This window comes from Thermodesulfobacteriota bacterium, assembly GCA_039028315.1.
Taxonomy (GTDB): Bacteria; Desulfobacterota_D; UBA1144; order Nemesobacterales; family UBA2774; genus CR02bin9.
Genome location: JBCCIH010000009.1, coordinates 1 through 21,463, shown reverse-complemented (window position 1 = coordinate 21,463; position 21,463 = coordinate 1). Strand labels below are relative to the sequence as shown.

Annotated in this window: 26 protein-coding genes; 4 read left to right on the top strand and 22 right to left on the bottom strand. The window is 39.4% G+C overall.

Annotated features, from left to right (window positions below):
• The 3 genes from AAF462_01465 to AAF462_01455 form a co-directional block, all read right to left on the bottom strand.
• The coding region (locus AAF462_01465; GenBank protein ID MEM7007784.1) for an ABC transporter substrate-binding protein at positions 1-629 on the bottom strand (629 nt) is incomplete at its 3' end.
• Between the two features lie 26 nt (positions 630-655).
• Complete coding sequence (locus tag AAF462_01460) at positions 656-1,468, bottom strand: slipin family protein (GenBank protein ID MEM7007783.1); 813 nt, start codon at positions 1,466-1,468, stop codon at positions 656-658.
• A 24-nt stretch (positions 1,469-1,492) separates the two neighbouring features.
• Positions 1,493-2,905, bottom strand: a complete 1,413-nt coding sequence (locus AAF462_01455) for a nodulation protein NfeD (protein MEM7007782.1) — start codon at positions 2,903-2,905, stop codon at positions 1,493-1,495.
• A 125-nt stretch (positions 2,906-3,030) separates the two neighbouring features.
• Here AAF462_01455 and AAF462_01450 point away from each other — a divergent pair, with 125 nt between their 5' ends.
• Positions 3,031-3,696 carry a tetratricopeptide repeat protein gene (locus tag AAF462_01450; protein MEM7007781.1) on the top strand — a complete coding sequence of 222 codons (666 nt, stop codon included), beginning with the start codon at positions 3,031-3,033 and terminating at the stop codon, positions 3,694-3,696.
• Positions 3,697-3,714: 18 nt separating this feature from the next.
• On the opposite strand, the gene AAF462_01445 is transcribed toward AAF462_01450, so the two are convergent.
• The 13 genes from AAF462_01445 to AAF462_01385 all read right to left on the bottom strand — a co-directional run bounded on the left by AAF462_01445 (position 3,715) and on the right by AAF462_01385 (position 14,637).
• Positions 3,715-3,954, bottom strand: a complete 240-nt coding sequence (locus tag AAF462_01445) for a zf-HC2 domain-containing protein (GenBank protein ID MEM7007780.1) — start codon at positions 3,952-3,954, stop codon at positions 3,715-3,717.
• Positions 3,955-3,956: 2 nt separating this feature from the next.
• Complete coding sequence (locus AAF462_01440) at positions 3,957-4,619, bottom strand: sigma-70 family RNA polymerase sigma factor (protein MEM7007779.1); 663 nt, start codon at positions 4,617-4,619, stop codon at positions 3,957-3,959.
• A 65-nt stretch (positions 4,620-4,684) separates the two neighbouring features.
• Positions 4,685-5,608 carry a metallophosphoesterase gene (locus tag AAF462_01435; GenBank protein ID MEM7007778.1) on the bottom strand — a complete coding sequence of 308 codons (924 nt, stop codon included), beginning with the start codon at positions 5,606-5,608 and terminating at the stop codon, positions 4,685-4,687.
• A gap of 9 nt (positions 5,609-5,617) precedes the next feature.
• The gene (gene mtaB, locus AAF462_01430; GenBank protein MEM7007777.1) at positions 5,618-6,916 is read right to left on the bottom strand and encodes a tRNA (N(6)-L-threonylcarbamoyladenosine(37)-C(2))-methylthiotransferase MtaB; all 1,299 of its coding nucleotides are present in this window, start codon (positions 6,914-6,916) and stop codon (positions 5,618-5,620) included.
• Between the two features lie 2 nt (positions 6,917-6,918).
• Complete coding sequence (mnmA, locus tag AAF462_01425) at positions 6,919-7,992, bottom strand: tRNA 2-thiouridine(34) synthase MnmA (GenBank protein MEM7007776.1); 1,074 nt, start codon at positions 7,990-7,992, stop codon at positions 6,919-6,921.
• A 75-nt stretch (positions 7,993-8,067) separates the two neighbouring features.
• On the bottom strand, positions 8,068-9,309 hold the full coding sequence (locus AAF462_01420) for an adenylate/guanylate cyclase domain-containing protein (protein MEM7007775.1): 1,242 nt from the start codon (positions 9,307-9,309) through the stop codon (positions 8,068-8,070).
• Positions 9,310-9,490: 181 nt separating this feature from the next.
• The gene (gene rpmA, locus AAF462_01415) at positions 9,491-9,745 is read right to left on the bottom strand and encodes a 50S ribosomal protein L27 (protein MEM7007774.1); all 255 of its coding nucleotides are present in this window, start codon (positions 9,743-9,745) and stop codon (positions 9,491-9,493) included.
• A 12-nt stretch (positions 9,746-9,757) separates the two neighbouring features.
• A complete protein-coding gene (gene rplU / locus AAF462_01410; protein ID MEM7007773.1) occupies positions 9,758-10,072 on the bottom strand; it encodes a 50S ribosomal protein L21 in 315 nt (104 codons plus the stop codon).
• A gap of 193 nt (positions 10,073-10,265) precedes the next feature.
• Positions 10,266-11,075 carry an N-acetylmuramidase family protein gene (locus AAF462_01405; protein MEM7007772.1) on the bottom strand — a complete coding sequence of 270 codons (810 nt, stop codon included), beginning with the start codon at positions 11,073-11,075 and terminating at the stop codon, positions 10,266-10,268.
• A 53-nt stretch (positions 11,076-11,128) separates the two neighbouring features.
• Positions 11,129-13,003, bottom strand: a complete 1,875-nt coding sequence (locus AAF462_01400) for a radical SAM protein (GenBank protein MEM7007771.1) — start codon at positions 13,001-13,003, stop codon at positions 11,129-11,131.
• Positions 13,004-13,102: 99 nt separating this feature from the next.
• Complete coding sequence (gene rraA, locus AAF462_01395) at positions 13,103-13,588, bottom strand: ribonuclease E activity regulator RraA (protein MEM7007770.1); 486 nt, start codon at positions 13,586-13,588, stop codon at positions 13,103-13,105.
• A 9-nt stretch (positions 13,589-13,597) separates the two neighbouring features.
• Positions 13,598-14,095, bottom strand: a complete 498-nt coding sequence (locus AAF462_01390) for a histidine phosphatase family protein (GenBank protein ID MEM7007769.1) — start codon at positions 14,093-14,095, stop codon at positions 13,598-13,600.
• Between the two features lie 53 nt (positions 14,096-14,148).
• A complete protein-coding gene (locus AAF462_01385; GenBank protein ID MEM7007768.1) occupies positions 14,149-14,637 on the bottom strand; it encodes a GNAT family N-acetyltransferase in 489 nt (162 codons plus the stop codon).
• A 155-nt stretch (positions 14,638-14,792) separates the two neighbouring features.
• Here AAF462_01385 and AAF462_01380 point away from each other — a divergent pair, with 155 nt between their 5' ends.
• Complete coding sequence (locus tag AAF462_01380) at positions 14,793-15,407, top strand: YceI family protein (GenBank protein MEM7007767.1); 615 nt, start codon at positions 14,793-14,795, stop codon at positions 15,405-15,407.
• Positions 15,408-15,459: 52 nt separating this feature from the next.
• Here the strand turns inward: AAF462_01380 and AAF462_01375 are convergent, their stop codons facing one another.
• The 4 genes from AAF462_01375 to AAF462_01360 are packed head-to-tail and all read right to left on the bottom strand — an operon-like array spanning position 15,460 to position 17,847.
• Positions 15,460-16,098: a hypothetical protein gene (locus AAF462_01375; protein MEM7007766.1), complete on the bottom strand. Its 639-nt coding sequence runs from the start codon at positions 16,096-16,098 to the stop codon at positions 15,460-15,462.
• 24 nt (positions 16,099-16,122) lie between these two features.
• Positions 16,123-16,779 (bottom strand): metallophosphoesterase family protein, encoded by a 657-nt coding sequence (locus AAF462_01370; GenBank protein MEM7007765.1) that lies wholly within the window; start codon positions 16,777-16,779, stop codon positions 16,123-16,125.
• Positions 16,780-16,824: 45 nt separating this feature from the next.
• Positions 16,825-17,409, bottom strand: a complete 585-nt coding sequence (locus tag AAF462_01365; protein MEM7007764.1) for a methyltransferase domain-containing protein — start codon at positions 17,407-17,409, stop codon at positions 16,825-16,827.
• Positions 17,410-17,451: 42 nt separating this feature from the next.
• Positions 17,452-17,847: a hypothetical protein gene (locus AAF462_01360; protein ID MEM7007763.1), complete on the bottom strand. Its 396-nt coding sequence runs from the start codon at positions 17,845-17,847 to the stop codon at positions 17,452-17,454.
• A gap of 182 nt (positions 17,848-18,029) precedes the next feature.
• On the opposite strand from AAF462_01360, the gene AAF462_01355 reads away from it, so the two are divergent.
• Positions 18,030-19,727, top strand: a complete 1,698-nt coding sequence (locus AAF462_01355; GenBank protein MEM7007762.1) for a thiamine pyrophosphate-binding protein — start codon at positions 18,030-18,032, stop codon at positions 19,725-19,727.
• Here AAF462_01355 and AAF462_01350 read toward each other — a convergent pair whose 3' ends face one another.
• Positions 19,728-20,123: a hypothetical protein gene (locus tag AAF462_01350; GenBank protein MEM7007761.1), complete on the bottom strand. Its 396-nt coding sequence runs from the start codon at positions 20,121-20,123 to the stop codon at positions 19,728-19,730.
• A gap of 51 nt (positions 20,124-20,174) precedes the next feature.
• Between AAF462_01350 and AAF462_01345 the strand changes: the two genes are divergently transcribed.
• Entirely contained in the window at positions 20,175-20,909 is a 735-nt protein-coding gene (locus AAF462_01345; protein MEM7007760.1) for an SDR family oxidoreductase, read from the top strand.
• A 60-nt stretch (positions 20,910-20,969) separates the two neighbouring features.
• Here the strand turns inward: AAF462_01345 and AAF462_01340 are convergent.
• Positions 20,970-21,463, bottom strand: a 494-nt coding sequence (locus AAF462_01340; GenBank protein MEM7007759.1) for a hypothetical protein, incomplete at its 5' end; no start/stop codon positions are given.

Genomic DNA, 21,463 nt, shown 5'->3' with positions numbered 1-21,463 from the left:
GATCTGCCTGCAGGGTTAGTGTTGAAGTCGCCTTTATCAAATATGTGCTTTGGCACAATTGGCATGCCACCGCAAAATTCTAAGGCCAAAAAGTATGGTCTTGCATAAGTAAATTCTACTGTTAAATCATCTATTGCTTTAACGTCTCTTATTTCCTGAAAGTATGCCCTTAACTGCGGACTGTCTACCTTTGGGTTCATTATGGTTTTATATGAGAACACCACATCTTCAGAGGTAAATGGCTTGCCGTCGTGCCACTTTATTCCCTCTCTTATCTTAAAAGTAAATTTAAGCTTGTCCTCAGAAATTTCCCATGACTCAGCCAACAGGGGCTCAAGCTCAAGGGTCTCGTTATTTCTTTCAATTAGGGTCTCATAAATCTTGCCGCTGTTTACTGTACCCTCGTATGCGTCGGTTGCAGTAATTGGGTTAAGTGTTGCAGGTTCGGCGCTGAGGTGATACATCAGCCAATCTCCGTCTACAGGCTCTGAAGTGGAAGAGGTGGATGTTGATGTTTCGGAAGTACGAGTTTCTTGACTGGCATCCTGTTTATTATCATCTGATCCGCATGCTCCAAGTACAAGTAGCATAGATATATTAAGAGTCGTTATTAGTAGTAATCTCAGCAATTTATTCTCCCAGTGTAATGATTGTCTTATTCGTTTTCTTTTGCGCCCCACTTATTATCTTCTGATCCGCTTGGAGGATTTTTTATAACGTTAGGTAATCCCTTTTCAAAAAATGGCTTCAAGAGATCCAGTGGAAGAGGGAATACAATTGTTGAGCTTTGATTGCCTGACATCTCAGTTAGAGTCTGCAAAAATCTTAGCTGAAGTGACATAGGGCTTTGGCCCAATATTTCTGATGCTTCGGTTAGTTTCTGAGCTGCCTGGAATTCACCCTCTGCGCTGATAATCTTAGCTCTTCTTTCTCTTTCTGCCTCAGCCTGACGAGCCATGATCTGCTTCATGTCCTCTGGAAGGTCAACATATTTAAGCTCAACCAAAGTAACTTTAATTCCCCAGGCATCTGTCTGTTTATCTAGTACGTCCTGAAGCTTTAGGTTTAGTTTTTCTCTTTCTGCAAGTAATTCATCCAACTCAACCTGACCTAGCACGCTCCTAAGGGTAGTCTGGGCAAGCTGAGAAGTTGCATACAAAAAGTTCTCTACCTGAATTACTGCTTTAATCGGATCCACCACCCTAAAGTAAACGACTGCGTTTACTTTTACAGATACGTTGTCTCTGGTTATAACGTCCTGAGGAGGCACATCCATTGTGATAAGACGAAGGCTTATCTTTGTCATCTTATCTACCATGGGTATGATCCATTTAAAACCGGGGCCTTTAAGGTCGACAATCCTTCCCAATCTGAAAACTACCCCTCTTTCATACTCGTTTAGAATTTTTATTCCCGATAATATGAAAAGCGCTATAATTCCTATGAAAATAAATACAGGTGAAAACATTTTTGCTGCCTCCTGATGTTATTGTTAGATTTTTTCTACTTTAAGTTTGAACCCTTTTTTAGATTCTACAACTTTTATTTTATCTCCATCACTTATCGGCTGATCACTCTGGGCATCCCAGTACTCTCCCATTATATAGACCTTACCGCTCTGAAGTATATCAGAAGCCGCTGTTCCTTCCTGCCCTACTATTCCTTCCATGCCCATCTGTGGTGCCAGCTTTTGAGCTCTGATTAAATAGAACAGCACATAGCCGAAAAATAGAACTATAGCAGCCGTAGAGGCTATTACTACTCCGTACCCTACTCTGACATCAGAGTCAGGAGTGTCAAACAATAACAGCGCTCCCAGTGCAAAGCTTATAACCCCTCCTGTCGTCAAAAGCCCGTAGCTAGACACATAGACCTCTGTTATAAACAACCCAAGAGCAACCGCTAGAAGCACAACTCCTGCGTAGTTAAATGGAAGAATCTGAAATGATACAAAGCCCAACATTAGGCAAACTACTCCGGCTACTCCAGGGAAAATTAGTCCAGGGTTATAGAATTCTAACAAAAGACCAAGTGAGCCTAAGGATAATAAAAGAAATGCGATATCTGGGGTGCTTAATACATCAATTAACTTTTGTTTGGGGCTCATGGAAATCCTTTCAATCTTGGCGTCTTTTGTGTTAAGTGTGACTTCGCCGCTGGGCACATTAACTTTCATACCGTTTATCTGTGTTTGCAGTTCACTTAAGCTAGGAGATACAATATCTATTACTTTTAACTCAAGCGCCTTGGTCGCAGTTATGGAATCGCTCTCTCTAACTGCATCAATCGCCCACTCTACATTACGTCCTCTATGCTCAGCAATACTCTCAATAAATGAAGAAGCATAATTTTCAATTTTCTCGCTCATTACATCTTCATTAGTTTTTTCCTCTGATTTCCCTTCCTTTTCATCCTTCTTGTCCGTACTCGGAGACTGGTCTTTATTTTCAGGCTGCTTACCTCGCGGGCTAAGTGATACGGGAGCGGCAGCGCCTATGCTGGTTCCAGGGGCCATTGCCGCGACATTAGCCGCCATTGTAATAAACACTCCTGCTGATGTGGCTGAAGCGCCGCTTGGGGATACATAAACAACCACTGGAATCGGAGAGTTTAAAAGAAGCTTTACTATTTCCTTGGTAGAAGTGAGCAGTCCGCCTGGTGTATCTAAAAGTATAAACAAAGCGCCTGCGGATTTAGCTTCAGCTTCATTGAGACCTGCTTTTATATAATCAAGAGTTGCCGGGTTTATAGTTCCGTTTATCTGAATTAGAACTATATCATTGGGCGGCAGAGTATCAGTGGAGTTCTGTTCTTTTTCAGCTGGTTCTTTATCTGTATCTGCATAGCTCAGATAAAAACTGAATGCTGACATAAGTATAAGCAATATAGAGAGTCGTTTTAGCATTATAGTTTCTCCATTAGAAGTGTAGCTTTACACACTGCAATCTGCAAGGATTATCACTGGGTTATTCTTACGATTTAAGTGCGCCGATCTTGTAATTCTTTAAGCTCTGATTATAATTTCCCCCTATGTCTACAAAAATAAAATATACTGAAAAAGATCTAAAGCAGCCTGACGAATTTAATAAAACGGTCGGGCGAATTGTTGATTTTACATCTGATCACGCAAAAAAAATTCTGATAGCAGTAGTAGTAGTTATAGTTGTTTTGGTAGGAGCATTCTTTATTAACACGAGCTCGCAGAATCAGGGAATCGAAGCAAACAATATGTTTCAAAGCGCTATGAATAAATTAGATTCAGGCGACACTGAAGGAGCTCTAGCTGGTTTCTTGGAACTTGAAAAAGAACACCCGAATAGCGGGGTTTCAAACGTAGCACTTTATTATGCGGCAATGATTAATTTTAATGAGGGGAATTACCAGGAGTCTCTAAGCTTGCTCGATCGTTTTAAGGCGAATGAAACAGATGAGCCAATGCTGGTAGATTCAGCAAAGCTCACTCAAGGTTTGGCTTATTTCAACCAAAATGAATGGCAGAAAGCCATAGATTATCTTTCGGAAATAACTGAGCCTCAAAGCCCTTATTTAACAATTGCAAAAATGCACATGGCCCTGTCATACGAACAGCTCGGCGATTCAGACAGAGCAACCGCAATTTACTATCAGATTAATCAAGCTCAACCTGGACTGAGCACAGGATTTAATGTGGAAACTAAAGGTCAGGATTCTAACTAAAGTATATTGTCAAATATATTAGCAAGGTTTTATCTTTGATTTAAGTAGTACTCTTAGACGGTTTCTTACATCAGGGGTAACAAAGTGTTTCTCTTTTAATTTTCCTGTAACTTCCAACATTCTTCGATAGGTGTTAACAAAGGCCATACATTCCGGACAGACGCCAGTATGTTTCTCTAGCTCTTTAAGGGTCTCTAAATCGAGTTCATCATCGATATAAACCATTATGTTTTCGACCACGTCTTTACACATAAACATATCTATTTTCTCCATTCATAAAAGTAGTCAGACAACCTATCCCTAAGAAAGAGCCTAGCTCTATGAAGTCTCGATTTAACTGCGGATATGGAAAGCTCAAGTACATCTGCCACTTCTTCGTTTGAAAGACCTTCTATATCTCTTAGATGAAAAACAGTTCTGTAGGACTCAGGTAAATCATTAATCGATTTGTCAATAATTTCAAGAGCCTCTTTGCTGAAAATAATTATATCAGGTCTGGAGCTCCAATCCTTATACATTATTTTGCCCATAAGAGTGCCCTCTTCATCATAAGGCGAATAGGTTTCAAGGCTTAAGTTGCTGTCATGTTTTTTTTGAGTACGCAGGTACATATAGCTCGTATTTGCTGTAACCCTATATAGCCAGCTTGAGAATTTAGATTCTCCTCTGAATGTGCTTAACTTCTTTGCTAATATTAGAAATACTTCCTGGAAAACTTCTTCTGCATCATTAGCATTACGAGTAATCCTGAGCGCAAATCCGTAAATTTTATCAGAGTATCTGTTAACAATTTCTTCAAAGGCTGCTTCATCACCGTTGTCAGCAAATGCTTTAACTAACTCTTCATCACTTGCGTTGTTTAATGGTTGATTTTCGCCAGTTGAAATGACATTTATCAGTTTCTTGATAAATCCAATTTCCATCTTCCCATCTCTATATATAGTATTAAATATCTATCTAAAATTCTGCTACTAATATTTGGATGTAATTAATTGGAAGAAGGTTCACAATCATATTTTTTAGAGAGCTTAAAAACCCTGTTGTGGTTGGTGTCAAACTCGCCCTCTTCATGGTTTCTGGACTGTATGAGTACCTTGTCGTATCCACAGGCAAATGTTATGACTCTGGACTCAGAATCCTTAAAGCCCATGATTTCTGGACGGATTGAGGAGATATGAACAAATATTGTTCCATTGAACTTGTCTTTCTCCACAATGTTGTTCATGACCCCATGAGGGATATGTAGATGGCCTGATAGCCAAAGGTCTACATCATATTCTTCTAATACTTTAGTGAAACGCTCTGAATCTATGACCTGTCTGTCTGTAAAGGAAGAAAAAGGGATACCGCTGTCTTCAAGTGGTGCATGGGTTGTTACTACAATAATCTTATCTTGGTTGTTAACAACTAAATCCTTCCACCATAGAAATGTCTCATCTGATATTACAGTAGGTTTTCCCCTTTCAGAGTCAGACATGAAAATAAACAGCATATTATCCTTTGTAAATGCATAATTGACTTCCTGACGAAGCTTTTCACGAAAAAGCTCGCCCATGTCAGATTTTAAATCGTGGTTTCCTATAATTTCATACCACTCGTTTATATATGATCTATCTCTTGTCTCCACGTACCAATCAAATACTTCTTCATCAGTTTTATTCACTATGTCTCCGGCGACTATTGCAAAATCCACATTAGGCACATTTTCGTTTATATCCCTAATGGATATTTCAAATGCCTCTTTATCGCCTTCATCAGTGGGCTGAATGTCAGCTAAGGCCCAGATTTTTAGAGTTTGATCAGAATCGTACCAATTTGCCTCAGAGAGCTCTTTGCCTGAAGAATAGCCAAAGTAACATGATGATTGGATTAAGAATAATACAAGTGCGAAGAGTCTTAAGTAGGTGGGCATAATTAGGATTTATCTTGTGGTACTAACCAAATCTCCAACTGCTTCTTCGTTAACAACGTCAGTTATTTTTACCATTACTTCCTGACCTATATCTAAACCTTGATTATCAATTCTGACAGGTATGTAATTAGGAGTAGTGCCTTTTGAGCCTTTTTCAATTAGTACGGGAAATGATCTGCCTATAAACTTTTCAAAAAACTCTTGTTTCTTGGTGCTGCCCAGATCTCTTAGAATTTTACTTCTTTCTTTAATTTGATCCGATGCTACCTGATTTTGCATATTGGCAGCAGGAGTCATCTTTCGCTTAGAATATGGGAACACATGAAAATAAGTAAGTGCAGATTCTTTGGCCACATTGTAGGTGTTGTTAAATTGTGCTTCAGTTTCTCCGGGGAACCCAACCATAATATCAGAACCAATAGCAGCATCAGGGATTCTTTTTCGTATTAGATCGGTTATTTCAAAAAATTTATCCTGGTTGTATCTTCTTCTCATTGCTTTTAGAACTTCATTATCACCACTTTGAAGAGCTATATGAAACTGCGGACAAATAGTTTGAGAGTCAGCTATAAAATCTATTAGCTCAGGCTCAGTATCTGCAGGGTCTAAAGAAGTCAATCTTACACGCCCTACTATTTTCTCTTTTTCAATCTCTTTGAGCAGTTCAAAGAAGCTGGATCCCATTTCTCTACCATAGCTGGCGATATGAACGCCGGTAAGTACTATCTCCTTGTAGCCGGAGTTTGCTAGTTTTTCCATGCGGCTTAGTATCTCTGGGATATCAAGGCTTCTTGAACGTCCTCTTGCCCTTGGAATAATACAAAATGTGCAAGCATAGTTGCATCCGTCCTGCACTTTTAGAAATGCTCTTGTTCTTCCCGGGAAAACTTCAATATCTGGTGATTCAAATCCCTTCTTTTTTTCCTTGAATATGTCTGAGATGAAAACCTTGGGCTCTTGCTGCCGCTCACCCTCTCTAATAATTTTGAGAAGTGATGTGAACTTGTGAGAGTTTCCTATTACGTAATCGACCCCCTTTACTTCTTTAAGCTCTTCAGGCGATACTTGGGCATAGCACCCTGTAACTACAACCAGACCATCAGGGTTAGCTCTCTTAGCACGGTTAATATAATTTCTGGCCTCCGAGTCTGCTCTGTGAGTTACTGTGCAGGTATCTATGACATACACATCTGCTTTGTCTGAAAATGGAACTCTTTTATATCTGCTTTTAGGAAGCTGATTTAATATTACAGCTGTATCATATTGGTTTACTTTGCACCCAAGGGTGACTATTGAAATACTTTTCATGTCTATAAGACCCTGTTAATCCAGCCTCCCCCTAAGACTTTTTTATCTTTATATAATACCACTGCTTGCCCTGGTGTGATTGCACGCTGAGGGTTTTTAAACTCAATTTCTGCATTTGATTCTGAGGTCATTTTTACCAAAGCGTCATCTTCAATGTGTCTATTTCTAACTTTTGCTTTTACTTCTATTCCATTTTCTTCAATTGGATTTTTTTCTTCTACCCACGATAGGTTCTCAGCTACCAGCTTGCTGCTGTATATTTTATCTTCTTCACCCACTATTACTTTGTTCTCCTTAGGTACAAGGCCCACCACGTACATCGGTTTTCCTGTAGCTATCCCAAGCCCTCTTCGCTGCCCTACTGTGAAAGAATAAATGCCCCTATGCTTTCCAAGTACCTCGCCGCTTGTGTCAACAATCTCGCCTTCTAATTGTGTAAAGGCATTTTGGCTAATAAGATAGTCCCTATAATTGTCAGAGGGAACAAAACACACGCCTGTGCTATCTGGTTTTTCAGCTAATTTTAAGTTTAGACTGCGCGCTAAATCTCTTACCTCATCCTTTCTCAGTGATCCAAGTGGGAACATTAGTTGGCTTAGCTCTTTTTGACTTAGGGTATAGAGAAAATAGGTTTGATCCTTGTTCTCATCATCAGCTTTGCTCAGCGAGTATCTGCCGTTTTCATAATTTATTTTTGCATAGTGTCCGGTTGCTAAGTAGTCAGCTCCCAGCTCAAGCGCTCTTTTTAGGAGCAGGTCAAATTTCACATACTGATTGCACAAAACACATGGTATGGGGGTTTTGCCGGATTCATATTTCTCTACGTAGTCCTTTAGAACGAGCTCTTTGAAAGAATCTACAAAATTTACAACATAGTGAGGAATACCAAGCTCTTGCGCAACGCGTCTTGCGTCAATCACATGGTCAAGTGAACAACATCCCCCTTCTGCATCTTTATAGTCCAAAAGCTGCATTGTGATGCCTATAACTTCATGACCCTTTTCTTTAAGCATTGCAGCCACCGTCGTGCTGTCTACGCCGCCGCTCATAGCTACAACTATTCTTTTTCTGCTCATAACTGTTTAAGAGATTACCTAAGTGCTATATTTGAGACAACATATTATCTGGGATGTATATATTTTGACTGGTATTTAAACTACGCCCTCTTCAACACCAACTATGGAGTAGTAAGTGTCTCCACCCAAAGTTAGCTCTCTTGCTTCCACGTACTCACTTACGGATAGATATAGCTCCTCGCTAACAATAACTCTCCAAATAGGGGCAAGATCACAGATTCCCCTTGCTGAATCGGTAATTGCTTTTATTCCCTGAGGGACTCCGTTATCACCGTAAACAGTTAGGGATTTAGTGCCAATTCCTATCTTTCCGCTTATGGCAATTTTCCCTTCAAGTTTTCTTTCCCTTGTTATAGTTGCCAGGTGCTGAAGCACTTCTACTGCTGAGCAAATGGCTTTTAGCTCTGGGTTTACTTGTTCTTCCGGCGCATTGAAAAATGCCACTATTTCGTCTTTCATTAGAGCTTCTATTACGCCGCCGTAGTTTGAGATAATTGATGAGGCTGATTTTCTGTAATCAGCTAGAAACGCGCTGAATTCTGTAGAATCTAAACTTGTGCTTAGATCCTGAAAATCAGCAATTTTTGCCACAATGACCGTAACCCTTCTATTTTTAGTTAACTCTTCTTCCTCCTCTTGCTCTTCCAGTTCATCAGTTTCTATTAAAGTCGGCTGAAACACCGGTTCTTCCGGAATAGGTGTTTCGTCTTTTTTCTTTAACAGATCAAGCATCTGGTTATATGTTTCATATGCCCTAATCATGGTCACATTGTCCCCAGCCTCGCTGGACTCGAGCTTATTTCCTAAATCACCTCTTGATACACGTTTCATTCCGGCTATCAGTTTTTCCATTGCGTCTGATTTTCCGTTAGAAAGTGATGATACTAAAAATACTGCCACTATTGCTACTGCAAGACCTATTAAAGCGCTCCATATAGCTGTTGAGGTTGTTAATCCTGCGATTGAGTTTGATTCGCTTGTATAAGTTCCAACGATAATTGTATTGTTTTGTGGTGTCGTGATAGGAGTGATTGAAGAATTAGGCATAGCGGCCGATGAATCGCCAAAGCTTTCTAAAAGAACGCCCTCAGAATCAAGAAGCTGCACATAGTAAACTTCCTCATTGTTGTTCAGAACATTTTCTGCAGTTTCTTGGAAACTAGTATCAGACTGATTAAATATAGATACTAGTTCGTTGGTTTTCTGGTCCGTAAGTGCTGAATTGAAATAATAAGAGGTAAAGACGGATACAATAACTGCTAATATCACGAAGAGCACTACTAATGCTATTGACTGAATAGTTCCGGGCTTAGTCATGATGGCTTATAATCCGATATGGCATTATTAAAGTACTTAGATTCATAATACTAATTTAATTCTTACTAGTAAAGAAAAATATTAGAATAGTCTCAATTTACCGAATATCTCTTAAAATTAAATGAAACTAAAATTATTGCCGGTTGGGTGAATCGCACATCACCCGTCAGCAAGAGTCTACTTATGAAGGTTGGATGTTTACTTTAGTCTTATTATTTGCGAATTTCTGAAACTCGACTTTGCCGTCGATCAGTGCAAATAATGTATGATCTCTACCCATTCCAACATTTGTGCCTGGATGGAACTTAGTGCCTCTTTGTCTGACAAGGATATTTCCGGCTATTACATCTTCACCACCGAATTTTTTTAAACCTAATCTTTTTCCATCAGAATCTCTTCCGTTACGACTGCTTCCGCCGCCTTTCTTTGTAGACAATCTATTTGCCTCCTAATTCAAAATATCTGTGATCTCAACCGTAGTGTAACGTTGTCTGTGTCCGTTTTTGTTACGGTAGTCTTTTCTTCTCTTGAATTTAAATACAGTAATTTTTTTCCCTTTGGTTTCTTTTAAGATTTTGCCCTTTACAACTGCTTTTTCTACAGTTGGTGATCCAATATCAACTTTTCCTTTATCGTTAGCAACCAAAAGTACTTCATTAAATTCAACGCTGTCGCCAGGCTCTCCAGCTATTAACTCAACGTTAATAACATCTCCTGGGTTTACGGTGTATTGTTTACCACCAGTTTTAATAACTGCATGCATTTTCTAACTCCTCCCAAATAACTAAACCGCTTACATTATTCCATTATTTTTATATCTTTGTCAACACAAAAACAATTTAACTATTAAAATTATGTGAATTCTAAATATGAACAGGAAATTATACCTAAATTTTATATGATTGCACTATCTTTATTGAATTTCTTAGAAATTAGCTTTAGGAACTAGTTTTCACTTAAATTTTGTACTTTTGATAGGCCCTAGCCAGTTTTTCGTCGTATTTATTTGTTTTATATCCAGGCCCATTGTATCGCCTGGCAAAATTAGCCCACTCTTTGTTCTTAAGATACTTTGTAAGGTTATTAGCTACTACAAATCTTCCAAAGGCTTTAAGGTGCTCGCCTTCGCTTTTATTCATAAGTCTAACAAAGTCTTTCACGCTCTTATAGCCTAAGTTCTCCCAGTGAAAGCCCATAATTTGAAAAAGCCCCCAAGATGCTGATTCAAGAGCAGCATTCTCATGAATTTTCTTAGCCTTATCAAGTCTAAGGTGTTCGCTCTGACCTCCAATATAGTGCTCTCTAGTCCAGCTGCTATACAAAACATCCTCATTGCCGGCAACATGATCTTTAGGATCTAGACCGTGTTTTTTTAGCTGTCTCCACAAGATATGTCCCTCAAATAATATTTTCGGCTTGTCCCCTAAAAAGCCCTGTCCGCTTGATTCAACTTCGTTAACAGCCTTAACCACAGCAAGCTCAACCCCGAGATCCTCCGCAACTGTTTGAAGGTCTTTTTCAGACAAAAAGCGAGACTTGAGCGCTAGCGGGTCTTCAGGTTCTTCGCTAAGAAGAGTTCTCCAAGTTTTTTGACCAACTATGCCGTCGACCACAAGTTTATTCTTTTTTTGGAAGTCCTTAACGGCTGCTTCTGTAATAGGCCCAAAATCCCCGTCTGCCGAAATATCATAACCAGCTTTAATTAGAAGGTTTTGAAGAAGCACCACAGAGTCTGATTTAGTTGTATTTCTTCTTATAGTTTCCATTTATAGAGTATTTAACACCGAAGTGTTTCTCCGCCATCTTATATTTTCAAACTTTAACTCTCAAGCACTAGGTTGAAGACTGAAGAGTCTACATTCACTTTGTCCCGCCACTTTTCATGGACAGCTATGTATATCCTGTCGCCGTAGCGAGAGAGTCTTTCAAAAAGTCGGTTCATGTGCTGACGTTGGGTTTCATGAAAATGCTCAATGTTAAGCGTTACAGAAGAAGATGTGTTTTTAAGAACGCCCTCTAGATGAGGCGCTACATTATCAAAGAAATCCGTATCTATGATCCCTTTAATTGAAATTGATAGATTAGCCGCTGTGTTTTTAACATTGTTAAGCGAAACTTCCAAAGACCCTTTACTCGTATAAGGCTCAAAGGATTTCTCTATAGACTCAGAATAAGTTTCTGCTAACACATTTTGCTCATCAAATTCTCTAATGAAGTGGCGGTCTACATAGTCCTTCATAGCTATTCCAATTGTCCAGTCTTGAATTACAATAGGAACCTGTTTTGGGTTTGTGAAAGGGAATGTTCTTAGGAAATGGTAAGTTCTCTTTGGGCCGCCTCTCAAAAGCCCGTTTTTAATGAATTTACCAAGAGCGCCAACTTGATCCCTAAGAGTATAAGTACTTTTAAATATCGGATCGTTTAAATGATTCATTTTATTGTTAATACGGTCTGCAATTGTTTTATCGTCCAGCAATCTATAGTAAAGATCTCTATAGCCCTCAACCATATCTTCGTAAGACATTTGCTTAGGGATTAGGTTAGTTCCAAGTTTTGTGTTGTCAGTGCCGCTTGCTTCTTTGATTAACCGCCCGTCTTTCTCTAATCTTTCATATAGAGGTGTTTTTGGGACAGCGGTCAATAGACCTATCATCGCTGCCTGGATGCCAGAGTTTTGAATGAAGTTATACTGAAGATCAAAAGTCTTAAGTGTATCGTTGTCAAATCCGATGATAAATCCTGCAAGTACTTCTATTCCGTAGGAATAAATATGCTGAATTGAGGATAGTATGTCAGACCTTGTATTTTGGAATTTAAGGGTTTCCTTAAGACTCTCTTCATCAGGAGATTCTATGCCGATGAAGACCCAGCCGAAATTAGCTTCTGTAAATAGCTCAAGAAGCTCATCATCTTGGGCTAAGTTTAAAGATGCCTCGGTGCCGAATAGAAACTCGTAGTCATGCTCTATTTGGTAGTCCCTAAGGTATGCCATAAGTTTTTTTGCCTGAGGTTTATTGCCAATTAAATTGTCGTCTACAAAAAAAACATTGGTAACGTTTAATTTTCTTAGTTCATCAAGCTCACGGCCGACCTGTTCGTGAGATTTGATCCTTGGCTTTCTGCCGAACATAACAATAATGTCACAAAATTCACATCTGTATGGACACCCTCTTGAAAACTGAAGGCTCACGGCCTGGTATTTATCTATATTTAACAAATCAAATCTAGGTGTTGGGGAATCTTCTAAAGAAACTTCACTTTTTTCTTGATAAAGAGCTCTTTGTCTACCATTTTCAAAATCGCTGCAGAACTCTTTCCAAATATATTCCGCCTCTCCTGCAACAACCACATCCGCAAGCTCTTCGTAATACTCAGGGCATAAGGATGCATAGCTGCCTCCAGCAACAACAAAATGCCCCTGATTTCTATAGAAATTTAAAAGCTCCGTTTGGCGTTTGAACTGTACTCCCATCCCGCATATCCCAATAATGTCAGCATCTGGATTAAGGGGTATAGATTCGATATTTTCATCGATGATTTCAATTTCCCAGTCTTGGGGAGTAAGCGCAGCAAGGGTCGCAAGTCCTAAGGGAGGATTTACGGTTCTAACGTCCCTTGGCATAATGTTATCAACAGCCCATTTAAAGCTCCAGAAGCTTTCTGGAAACCTTGGATTAATCAATAGTAATTTCATTCTGACTCCGTGCTAATAGCTTTTATGACCTTAATACTGATTCTAGATTATTTTGTAATTATTATCAATACACTTTTTAGCATTCAGGAGTCATTATTTCTATTTGTTTATAAGAGGCTCTGATGAAATAATGATGCCAGTTTCATCTGCATAAATATACTCGCCAGATCTCATCGTTATTCCACCAAATGTGATATCAATGTTTGTATCGCCCACACCTTTTCTCTGTGTTTTAAGTGGAATTGAATTTAATGCCTTAACGCCAATATTCATATCACCAATCGGCTCAACATCTCTTATGCAGCCATATATCACAAAGCCTTCCCAGCCATTTTCCATTGCACTTTGTGCAATTAAATCACCTAAAAGCGCTTTTTTAAGTGACCCTCCTCCGTCTACAACCATCACTTTTCCCCTGCCGTTTGTTGCTGCAAGCTCCTTTACTCTTGAATTATCTTCGAAGCATTTAACTGTTACAATTTCACCGCCAAATGAAACTTTGCCGCCGTAGCTATCTAAAATGGGCTCTAATATCCTGACCAAATCAGGATTGGAGTCGCACAAATCTGGAGTTGAAATATTCATGGAAGTTTTCTACCACAATTTCTTTGGATAATCAAAGCGGACAAGCTCTGCACTACTTTGACTAGCCTGTGACCATGATTGAGTAGACAGCTTGAGCACTGCTATGCCGCATGTTGGAACATTATCAATATCAGAACCAGACAAGTAGTTTACTGCATCTGTGATCGCAGGATTATGGCCCACAAGCATTAATGTGTTTAAATTATCATCAAGGCCTAAAACTACTTCTAAAAGGTCTTGTGAGCTAAAGGTATACAATTTATCAATGATATTAATATCTGAAGGCTCTATTCCAATTTTGACGGATATTAATCTAGCTGTGGTAAGCGCCCTTAAGCCCGGGCTTGAGAATATAGCATCTGGCCATATATCCTTTTGGGCTAAATGCTCCCCCATTTTTGGGGCATCTTTATTGCCGCGCTTGTTTAGGGGCCGTTGAATATCGTTTAGTGTTGAATCTTTCCAGCTCGATTTAGCGTGTCTTACCAGTATCAGTTTCTTTGTCACTGCCATCACCTATTTTGAATATATCACTTAAATTACTCAATATCAACAATAAGTTACGACCAAGGCTCTTTGTAATAATAGACAAAGTTAGCAACTTTGGGTCTTTCAGTCCACCCCATTTTTTTATAGAACCCCATTTTATATGAAGGTTTTTCTTTACCATTTGTCAGCATGAGCCGCATAGCGCCTTTTTCCTCACCGAGCTTCATCACATTCTTGATCAGGGCACTTCCCGCGCCTTTGCCTCCAGCGCTTGGACTTACGAATACATCAGAAACATATCCCTCCAAACTACCCAACATCACAAACGGAACCCAATGCACATTTGTAAATCCGATAACCTCATCATTTTCGTCTACTGCAACTATCATCGTATGTCCGCCAGGATCTTCATTGCAATGTCTAATTAGTTGTTCAATAGGTCCTGATACTTCTTCAATTGCCATATTGTTTCGTCTTTCAGACCAGCCTATTTCCCTTAAGATCTCAGCCATTTTAACTGCATCTTCACTCTTGGCATTTCTTATAGTTAGATTATTCATAACCAAACTCCAAATTCTTTAGTTGAAACATAAATACAAGCATACAAAATAATTTATGCAAATGGAAAATTCTTGTGGTATTTTAGAATCAAACAGATATTTGGGTCATCAAAGAATATATAAGCTAACTCTAATTCAAACAGGAGGTTTTACTCATGAATAGTATCAAAAAATACACAGTTGTGGCACTACTTGTTTTTAGCATTATTGCTGCTGGACAAGTGTCCTCTAATGCAGAAGTTGCAGAATATACGATAGATCAGGCTCATAGCCAGGTGATATTTAAAGTAAAACATCTAGCAATTAGCACAGTTACAGGACGTTTTGACGTATTTGAGGGATCCTATGCATTTGATTCTGAAGATATTTCAAACTCAAACGTAAATGCAGATATTAAAGCTGCAAGTATTAACACAAATGAAAAAGACCGCGACGATCACCTCAGATCAAAAGACTTCTTCGATGTAGAGCAGTATCCTGATATAACTTTCAAGAGCACATCCATTAAGAAAGCTGATGGCGAGAACTTTGAAATAGTTGGCGATCTAACTATTCACGGCGTTACTAAAGAAGTTACGCTGGACGCTGTTTTTGAAGGAAGCGCTAAAGATCCAAGAGGAAATGAACGAACCGCTTTTGTAGCAGATGGAAAAATATATAGAAAAGACTTTGGTATGACATGGAACAAAGTGCTTGAAGCGGGTGGTTTAGTTGTTGGGGATGAAGTGAAAATTACATTAGAAATTCAAGGTGTTCGTAAACAAGGTTAAGCAAAAAACAAAAAAGGCTAGTCTGGGTGACTAGCCTTTTTCTGTAATGTTCTTAGTTGCCTAATAATTGATCTAAATTAATTTGTTCAATCTTTGCATCTCCAACATCGCATATGCCATCGGGGCCAGCATTGTTTCTTTTAACCTCAGTAGCTGTTTCTAACATTTGAATCCCTGCCATATTTGCCCCTGTTTCAACTGCAATTAAATCATCAGTTACACAAGTAAATGCACCCGCCATTAGAGTCCACTGTGTGCATTCTTCATTATTTACTTTTTTCTTCTCGCCTTTTTGACCGCCCATTTGTTTCATTAACCCCTCACTAAATTCTCTTGGGCTTTTCCCATCCATTCCTTTAGATATACCGCCGAACATAGGGTTTTTCATCTCTTTGCCTGAGTTGTCATCAAGATTGATAGTAGTAATATACTGCTCTCCATCTTTAATCTGCGATATCACTTTTTCGTTCTTTTCTATAGTGTTTCCACCCATTGTCATTGTTGATTTTTCGATCCAGCATTGCGTATGACCCCAATCTTTAGAAACAAATTCCTTACTTCCTTCATTGTTTCCGGTTAAATCATATTTAATATAAAATTCCTCAACCTCTGTATATTTCATTGCAGAAGTATCTGCTGCGAATGAGATAAAGAGAATCCCTACTAAACAACTTACAAGTAAATATTTCATTAGATAATACCTCCCTTGGTACAATCAAATTTTTCTTATTTCCAAAGTTTCAATGTTATCATTCAATTCAAGATATGCATAGGACCTTGTACCTAGTGGTCCAGGGTTAACTATTTTAGTCCTACCAATCTCATCTATTCCTGCTGCTTCATGTATATGTCCTGTGAAGCATACAAGTGGCTGGGTTCTTTCTATGAGCTCCCTCACTACTTTCCCACCTACGTGGCCGCCAGTGGCCAGAGTGTCGTTCAGAGTGTTTATGGGTGGGTTGTGGGAAACTAGAATCTTTGGCTTATTGTTTGGAATGAGACCGCGTATAGGATCATAAATCTCAGCATATTCATCTTCAGTATAGATGTTGGGTGTAGGTTTAGGGCACGGCAGGGATCCACCTGCGCCGAAGATTGTAACTCCGTCAATTTCTATGGCCCTACCCTGGATTTGCATATGCTCTTGATCTAAATAATAGTCAACGTCTTTGTTATCGCAGTTTCCTGTGACTGCAAGAATGTTGGGGTTAAAAGCTTGTATCTGATCTATTATTTCTGACGCTTCTTTCTCTCCTCCAAAGTGCGTAATATCACCGCTTAAAAGGATAAGATCTGCAGAAGATATGATATCTCCCATATCTGCTATAGGGCGGGCATTTCCATGGATGTCTGCGATGTTTATAATTTTCATAGCTGAATTATTATTACAGCTATGAAATGTAACTTCAAATACTATTTATTTCTCAAGGATATAGGTGGCCTGTTTGAAAAGTATTGAGAATCTGTCGTATCTTCTTGCTAACAATTTAAGCCCAAGTTCATCAAAAAGTTTTAGCCATCCTGAATCATTTTTATTTGTATGCGGATGCCCTCTAAATTCTAAATTTACAATAGAGTCAGCAGCAAATGTTAAATACTTCTGAAGAGTGTTTGAGTAAATGTCTTCAATAATGATAATTCTTTTTGAAACTCTCATAGCTTCAAGAAGTACATCTTTTGGATTTTGTGTATGGTGAAGCACTGTCAGAAGAAGTGCTGTGTCAAAACTGCCGTTTGCGTAAGGTAATTTTTGTCCATCATATAGCTTTGGCTGTATTTCTTCTGAGAATGTTTGGTCTTCAACATCTATAGTGCTGACGTTGTAGCCTTCTTCGTTCATGAGTAAGAAAACACTTCCGGGGCCTGTGCCAATATCTAAAATGTTTTCATTCTTAGTGATATGTTCTCGGATACGCTCTAACTTGAATTTTGCATCCCAAAGCCAGATTTTAAAGATCAGGTCTTTAAAGAATGTATTTTTCTTTATTATAGTTAAGCCCATTGATGAATTGGATGTGGGGAGTTTAATTTTAGATTCATCTGACTATGGCTGGAAAAAGAGGCAACGGAAAGGGATTACCATTTCATCAATAATAAAATCACCATTTAGTATGTCTGAAACACCAAGTTCTATATTGCTTAATAAACCAAAAGTGGGCTCGTCATCAAAAAAGATCTCCTCACACTCAATAGTTTGGCAGTCAACTTGTGTACATGAATCAAAATTATTTATTCTGGCCTCTTCACTGAAACAACCAATACCTATTGAACATCCTCTTAACAAGTCGATATCAAGAAAAGCTTCTGCTGTACACTCTGAGTTCTGTAGGTTTTCTTCGTATTCCAAAAATCTGCAATCTGGCCCGTTATCTGAGCACCCGCCATAAAGACCAATTACCAATAAAGGAAAAATTAAAATGATTGATTTCTTAAAGGCCATATCTACTACCCTGTTATTTAGAATTTAATTATATATTAATTCAGTCTTTGTTGTAAAACAAGAAATATATTCTAACTAGTTTGTTGTAATTAAACTCAGTTCTTTGTTATATTACGACTGGCGGATAGTTTATCAGTTATTAATATAATTCTGCTAACATTATGCTTAAGCGAGGGTAGAAGATGAGCAATAACAACAAAGTGACAATCGGCGAATATATAGCAGCAAGACTCTATGAAATAGGAGTTCGGGATTATTTTACAGTTCCGGGTGACTATAATTTAATACTTTTGGATGAACTTTTAAAAAATGAAAACCTGAAAATGATAAGCTGCTGCAATGAGCTTAACGCCGGCTATGCGGCCGATGGCTACGCAAGGGCAAACGGAGTCGGGGCACTAGTAACGACTTTCTCAGTTGGCGGATTGAGCGCGTTTAATGCCATAGTAGGCGCTTATGCTGAGGATTTACCGATAGTTTTTATAAGCGGAGGCCCTAACACTAACTCAGAGGTCGAAAACCAAAGGCTTCATCATACTACTGGAAGCGTATCCTATGGATATCAGAAAGAAGTATTTGCTAAAGCCACTGTTTATTCAGAAATTATAAAGCATTTAGAAGACGCACCTTCACAAATAGATGAGGCCATAAGATTATGTCTGCTTAAGCATAAGCCTGTATACCTTGAGATCCCTTGCAACCTTGCAGGTCTTGAGATCTCTCCTCCTCATGAGAGGAATTTTCTTCATGGTCTATTTAGCGATGATCAGGCCTTGGCTCAGGCAGTTGATGCTAGTGTTGAGCTGCTTAAAACGGCCGCTCGTCCAGTTCTGGTAGCGGGCGTGGATCTAAAATCATCACGAGCAACAGACGCTTTTGCTGAACTCGTAGAAAAATCTGATTATGCATATGCCAATATGCCTCAGGGAAAGGGGCTAGTTTCAGAGCATCATCCAAACTATATTGGCACATACTGGGGCCCAGTATCAAGCCCGGGGACTGCAGAGATAGTAGAGTCTGCCAATATGTACCTATTTGCAGGGCCAAGGTTTACTGATTACACAACCTGCGGTTTTACAACTCTTATCAATCATGAAAAAACCATATATGCCGGGCCAGATTTTGTAAGGCTCCCAAATGTTACCTACAACCATGTAATGCTTAAGGACTATCTGTCAGAACTAGCTAAAAAAATAGAACCCAACAATGCGTCTCTAGTAGCCTATAACCGTGTTAAACAGGAGTTTGCACCAGAGCCGCCGATTAAAAAAGACGAGATCATCACTACGAGACGGCTCTTTACACAGGTAGAGGACATACTCAATAACAACACAACTGTGCTTGTGGAGACTGGTGACTCATGGTTTAACGGTATTAAGCTAAAACTTCCTGAAGGGGCAAAATTTGAGATTCAGATGCAGTATGGATCAATTGGATGGTCAGTGGGCGCTACGCTGGGATACGCTCTTGCGTCTAAGGACAAGCGCCGGCTTCTTACATTTGTTGGCGACGGCTCATTTCAGCTCACAGCGCAGGAAGTATCTACCATTATCCGCTATGAGCTTAATCCGATTATATTTCTCCTTAACAACGGCGGCTATACGATTGAGGTTGAGATACATGACGGTCCGTATAACAACATTAAAAACTGGGATTATGCGGGTCTTATAGACGTTTTTAACGCCGGAGAGGGAAATGGATGGTCTACGAGGGTTACAACTGAGGGTGAGCTTCAAAAAGCGATTAAAACCGCCCTAGCCCACAAAAACGGCCCAAGTCTTATAGAAGTAATCCTAGACCGCGATGACTGCAGCAAAGAACTGCTTGAATGGGGCTCACGGGTTGCATCAAATAACTCACGGCCGCCTAAGGTGCTTTGATCAGTTTTCTTTAAGTGTTTTAAAAACCCATTCCCAAGTTGGAGGAAATTCGCTTCCTTTTATAAAAACGGTTACGAACTTTCTATCATCTCCTAAGTACTTCGCATCACTTGCCATAACCTCTTTATGGACGCCAGAAGTGATAAACTCCTTAAGCGACTTAGCATCTTCCCAGACTGAGATTGTATAAGCTTTTTTTGATAGGATGTCAGCTCTTAATTTAAACCCGATAACCCCGTGTGATTTTTGTAACTGCGCCTGAACTTTCTCCACATCTGCGAAGAAACCGGGGAAATCAAGATAGCTCCTAACAGGAAGATATGTAATCTGAGTTATGTATTCTTTATCGGGCTCTGGTGTGATTTTAAAGGGCGATATCCAAGGGGTCTGTGGCATAGGTATAATAGATTACATAATTCTTATGATTATTGGTGAAGGAGATCTAATATGAGCGAGAAGGTAGCACTAATAACAGGCGGAGCAAGGGGGATCGGAAAACAGATAGCGCTTGAGCTTGCTAGAAAAGGATGGAACATAGCGATCTGTTATAGAAAGAGTGAGAAAGACGCTAATGAAACTATAGGTCTAATAGAGGAGATAGGCTCTAAGGCATACGCGCAAAAATGTGATGTGTCTGATCCAAACGAAGCTTTTATTTTGGTGAAAAATGTTGAGGCTGAGTTCGATAGGATTGATGCTCTTATAAACTGCGCTGGTCCATACCATAGAGTAAGTATCCTAAAAGAAACCCCAGAGGGCTGGAACTCTATGTTTGATAATAACCTTCACCCAGTGTTTTATCTCTCACAGGCAGTCGCACCAGGTATGCAGGAACGAGGATCGGGACGTATTATTAATTTCAGCATGGCAAACGCCGATAAGATGATTGCCCAGACTGAGGTTACTGCGCACTATATTGCTAAAGCAGGAGTGCTAATGTTGACCCGGGCCTTTGCGCGCCAGTTAGGTACACATGGCATAACAGTAAACTCAATTTCCCCTGGTTTTATTAATTCAGGAAGCGCCCCGGAGGATGAGCTAGAAGCAATGGTAAAACGCATACCAGCAGGCTATATAGGAAGCACTAAAGACGCAGTGGATTCCGCTTTATATCTTCTCTCTGATGAGGCCGCATATGTAAACGGCTCAAATATAATCTTAAGCGGCGGCTGGGGTATTTAACCAGATAATAAAAAAGGGATCTATTTCTAGACCCCTTTGTAACATAACCTTTCTTAAAAACTAGTTTGCATCAATTCTGTAGATTGTTGTAGTACCACTAACCTCATTTCCAACAACCAAGAGCGGAACGCCATTTGGGCTGTCAGCAGCGCTTATAAATAAAATGCCCTCAGGGCCTAAATCGCCCGCCTCAGATGTTGTGGCATCTGCACTAAAGTTACGGTTGTTGATATAGTCATTAAAAATCGGATTGTTAGGGTCTGTAATATCGTAGGTCATAATTCCCCCTACTCTCTCCAGGCCTATAAACGCAAAGTACTGATCCCCGATCTTTCCGATATCTAGATTCTCAGGCTCAGGCCCTTTATCATCGCTTCTATTGTCAAATGAGTCGTTGTCATCATTAGTGGAATTGAAATTGTCTACAAGTACAGCTGCTGTGATCTGTTCAAAATCATCGCCGCTGTCCCAAACTAGATTTCCGTTTGCATCCCAAATGGTAAAGGATCTTGCTCCGAAAGAGAATAGCTCTTCAAACTCATCATCGGCGTCAT

Bases quoted from the DNA above. Each gene is read 5' to 3' on its own strand.
- AAF462_01460 (MEM7007783.1), bottom strand. From the start codon at position 1,468: ATGTTTTCACCTGTATTTATTTTCATAGGAATTATAGCGCTTTTCATA.
- AAF462_01455 (MEM7007782.1), bottom strand. From the start codon at position 2,905: ATGCTAAAACGACTCTCTATATTGCTTATACTTATGTCAGCATTCAGT.
- AAF462_01450 (MEM7007781.1), top strand. From the start codon at position 3,031: ATGTCTACAAAAATAAAATATACTGAAAAAGATCTAAAGCAGCCTGAC.
- AAF462_01445 (MEM7007780.1), bottom strand. From the start codon at position 3,954: ATGTTTATGTGTAAAGACGTGGTCGAAAACATAATGGTTTATATCGAT.
- AAF462_01440 (MEM7007779.1), bottom strand. From the start codon at position 4,619: ATGGAAATTGGATTTATCAAGAAACTGATAAATGTCATTTCAACTGGC.
- AAF462_01435 (MEM7007778.1), bottom strand. From the start codon at position 5,608: ATGCCCACCTACTTAAGACTCTTCGCACTTGTATTATTCTTAATCCAA.
- mtaB (MEM7007777.1), bottom strand. From the start codon at position 6,916: ATGAAAAGTATTTCAATAGTCACCCTTGGGTGCAAAGTAAACCAATAT.
- mnmA (MEM7007776.1), bottom strand. From the start codon at position 7,992: ATGAGCAGAAAAAGAATAGTTGTAGCTATGAGCGGCGGCGTAGACAGC.
- AAF462_01420 (MEM7007775.1), bottom strand. From the start codon at position 9,309: ATGACTAAGCCCGGAACTATTCAGTCAATAGCATTAGTAGTGCTCTTC.
- rplU (MEM7007773.1), bottom strand. From the start codon at position 10,072: ATGCATGCAGTTATTAAAACTGGTGGTAAACAATACACCGTAAACCCA.
- AAF462_01405 (MEM7007772.1), bottom strand. From the start codon at position 11,075: ATGGAAACTATAAGAAGAAATACAACTAAATCAGACTCTGTGGTGCTT.
- AAF462_01400 (MEM7007771.1), bottom strand. From the start codon at position 13,003: ATGAAATTACTATTGATTAATCCAAGGTTTCCAGAAAGCTTCTGGAGC.
- rraA (MEM7007770.1), bottom strand. From the start codon at position 13,588: ATGAATATTTCAACTCCAGATTTGTGCGACTCCAATCCTGATTTGGTC.
- AAF462_01385 (MEM7007768.1), bottom strand. From the start codon at position 14,637: ATGAATAATCTAACTATAAGAAATGCCAAGAGTGAAGATGCAGTTAAA.
- AAF462_01380 (MEM7007767.1), top strand. From the start codon at position 14,793: ATGAATAGTATCAAAAAATACACAGTTGTGGCACTACTTGTTTTTAGC.
- AAF462_01375 (MEM7007766.1), bottom strand. From the start codon at position 16,098: ATGAAATATTTACTTGTAAGTTGTTTAGTAGGGATTCTCTTTATCTCA.
- AAF462_01370 (MEM7007765.1), bottom strand. From the start codon at position 16,779: ATGAAAATTATAAACATCGCAGACATCCATGGAAATGCCCGCCCTATA.
- AAF462_01365 (MEM7007764.1), bottom strand. From the start codon at position 17,409: ATGGGCTTAACTATAATAAAGAAAAATACATTCTTTAAAGACCTGATC.
- AAF462_01360 (MEM7007763.1), bottom strand. From the start codon at position 17,847: ATGGCCTTTAAGAAATCAATCATTTTAATTTTTCCTTTATTGGTAATT.
- AAF462_01355 (MEM7007762.1), top strand. From the start codon at position 18,030: ATGAGCAATAACAACAAAGTGACAATCGGCGAATATATAGCAGCAAGA.
- AAF462_01350 (MEM7007761.1), bottom strand. From the start codon at position 20,123: ATGCCACAGACCCCTTGGATATCGCCCTTTAAAATCACACCAGAGCCC.
- AAF462_01345 (MEM7007760.1), top strand. From the start codon at position 20,175: ATGAGCGAGAAGGTAGCACTAATAACAGGCGGAGCAAGGGGGATCGGA.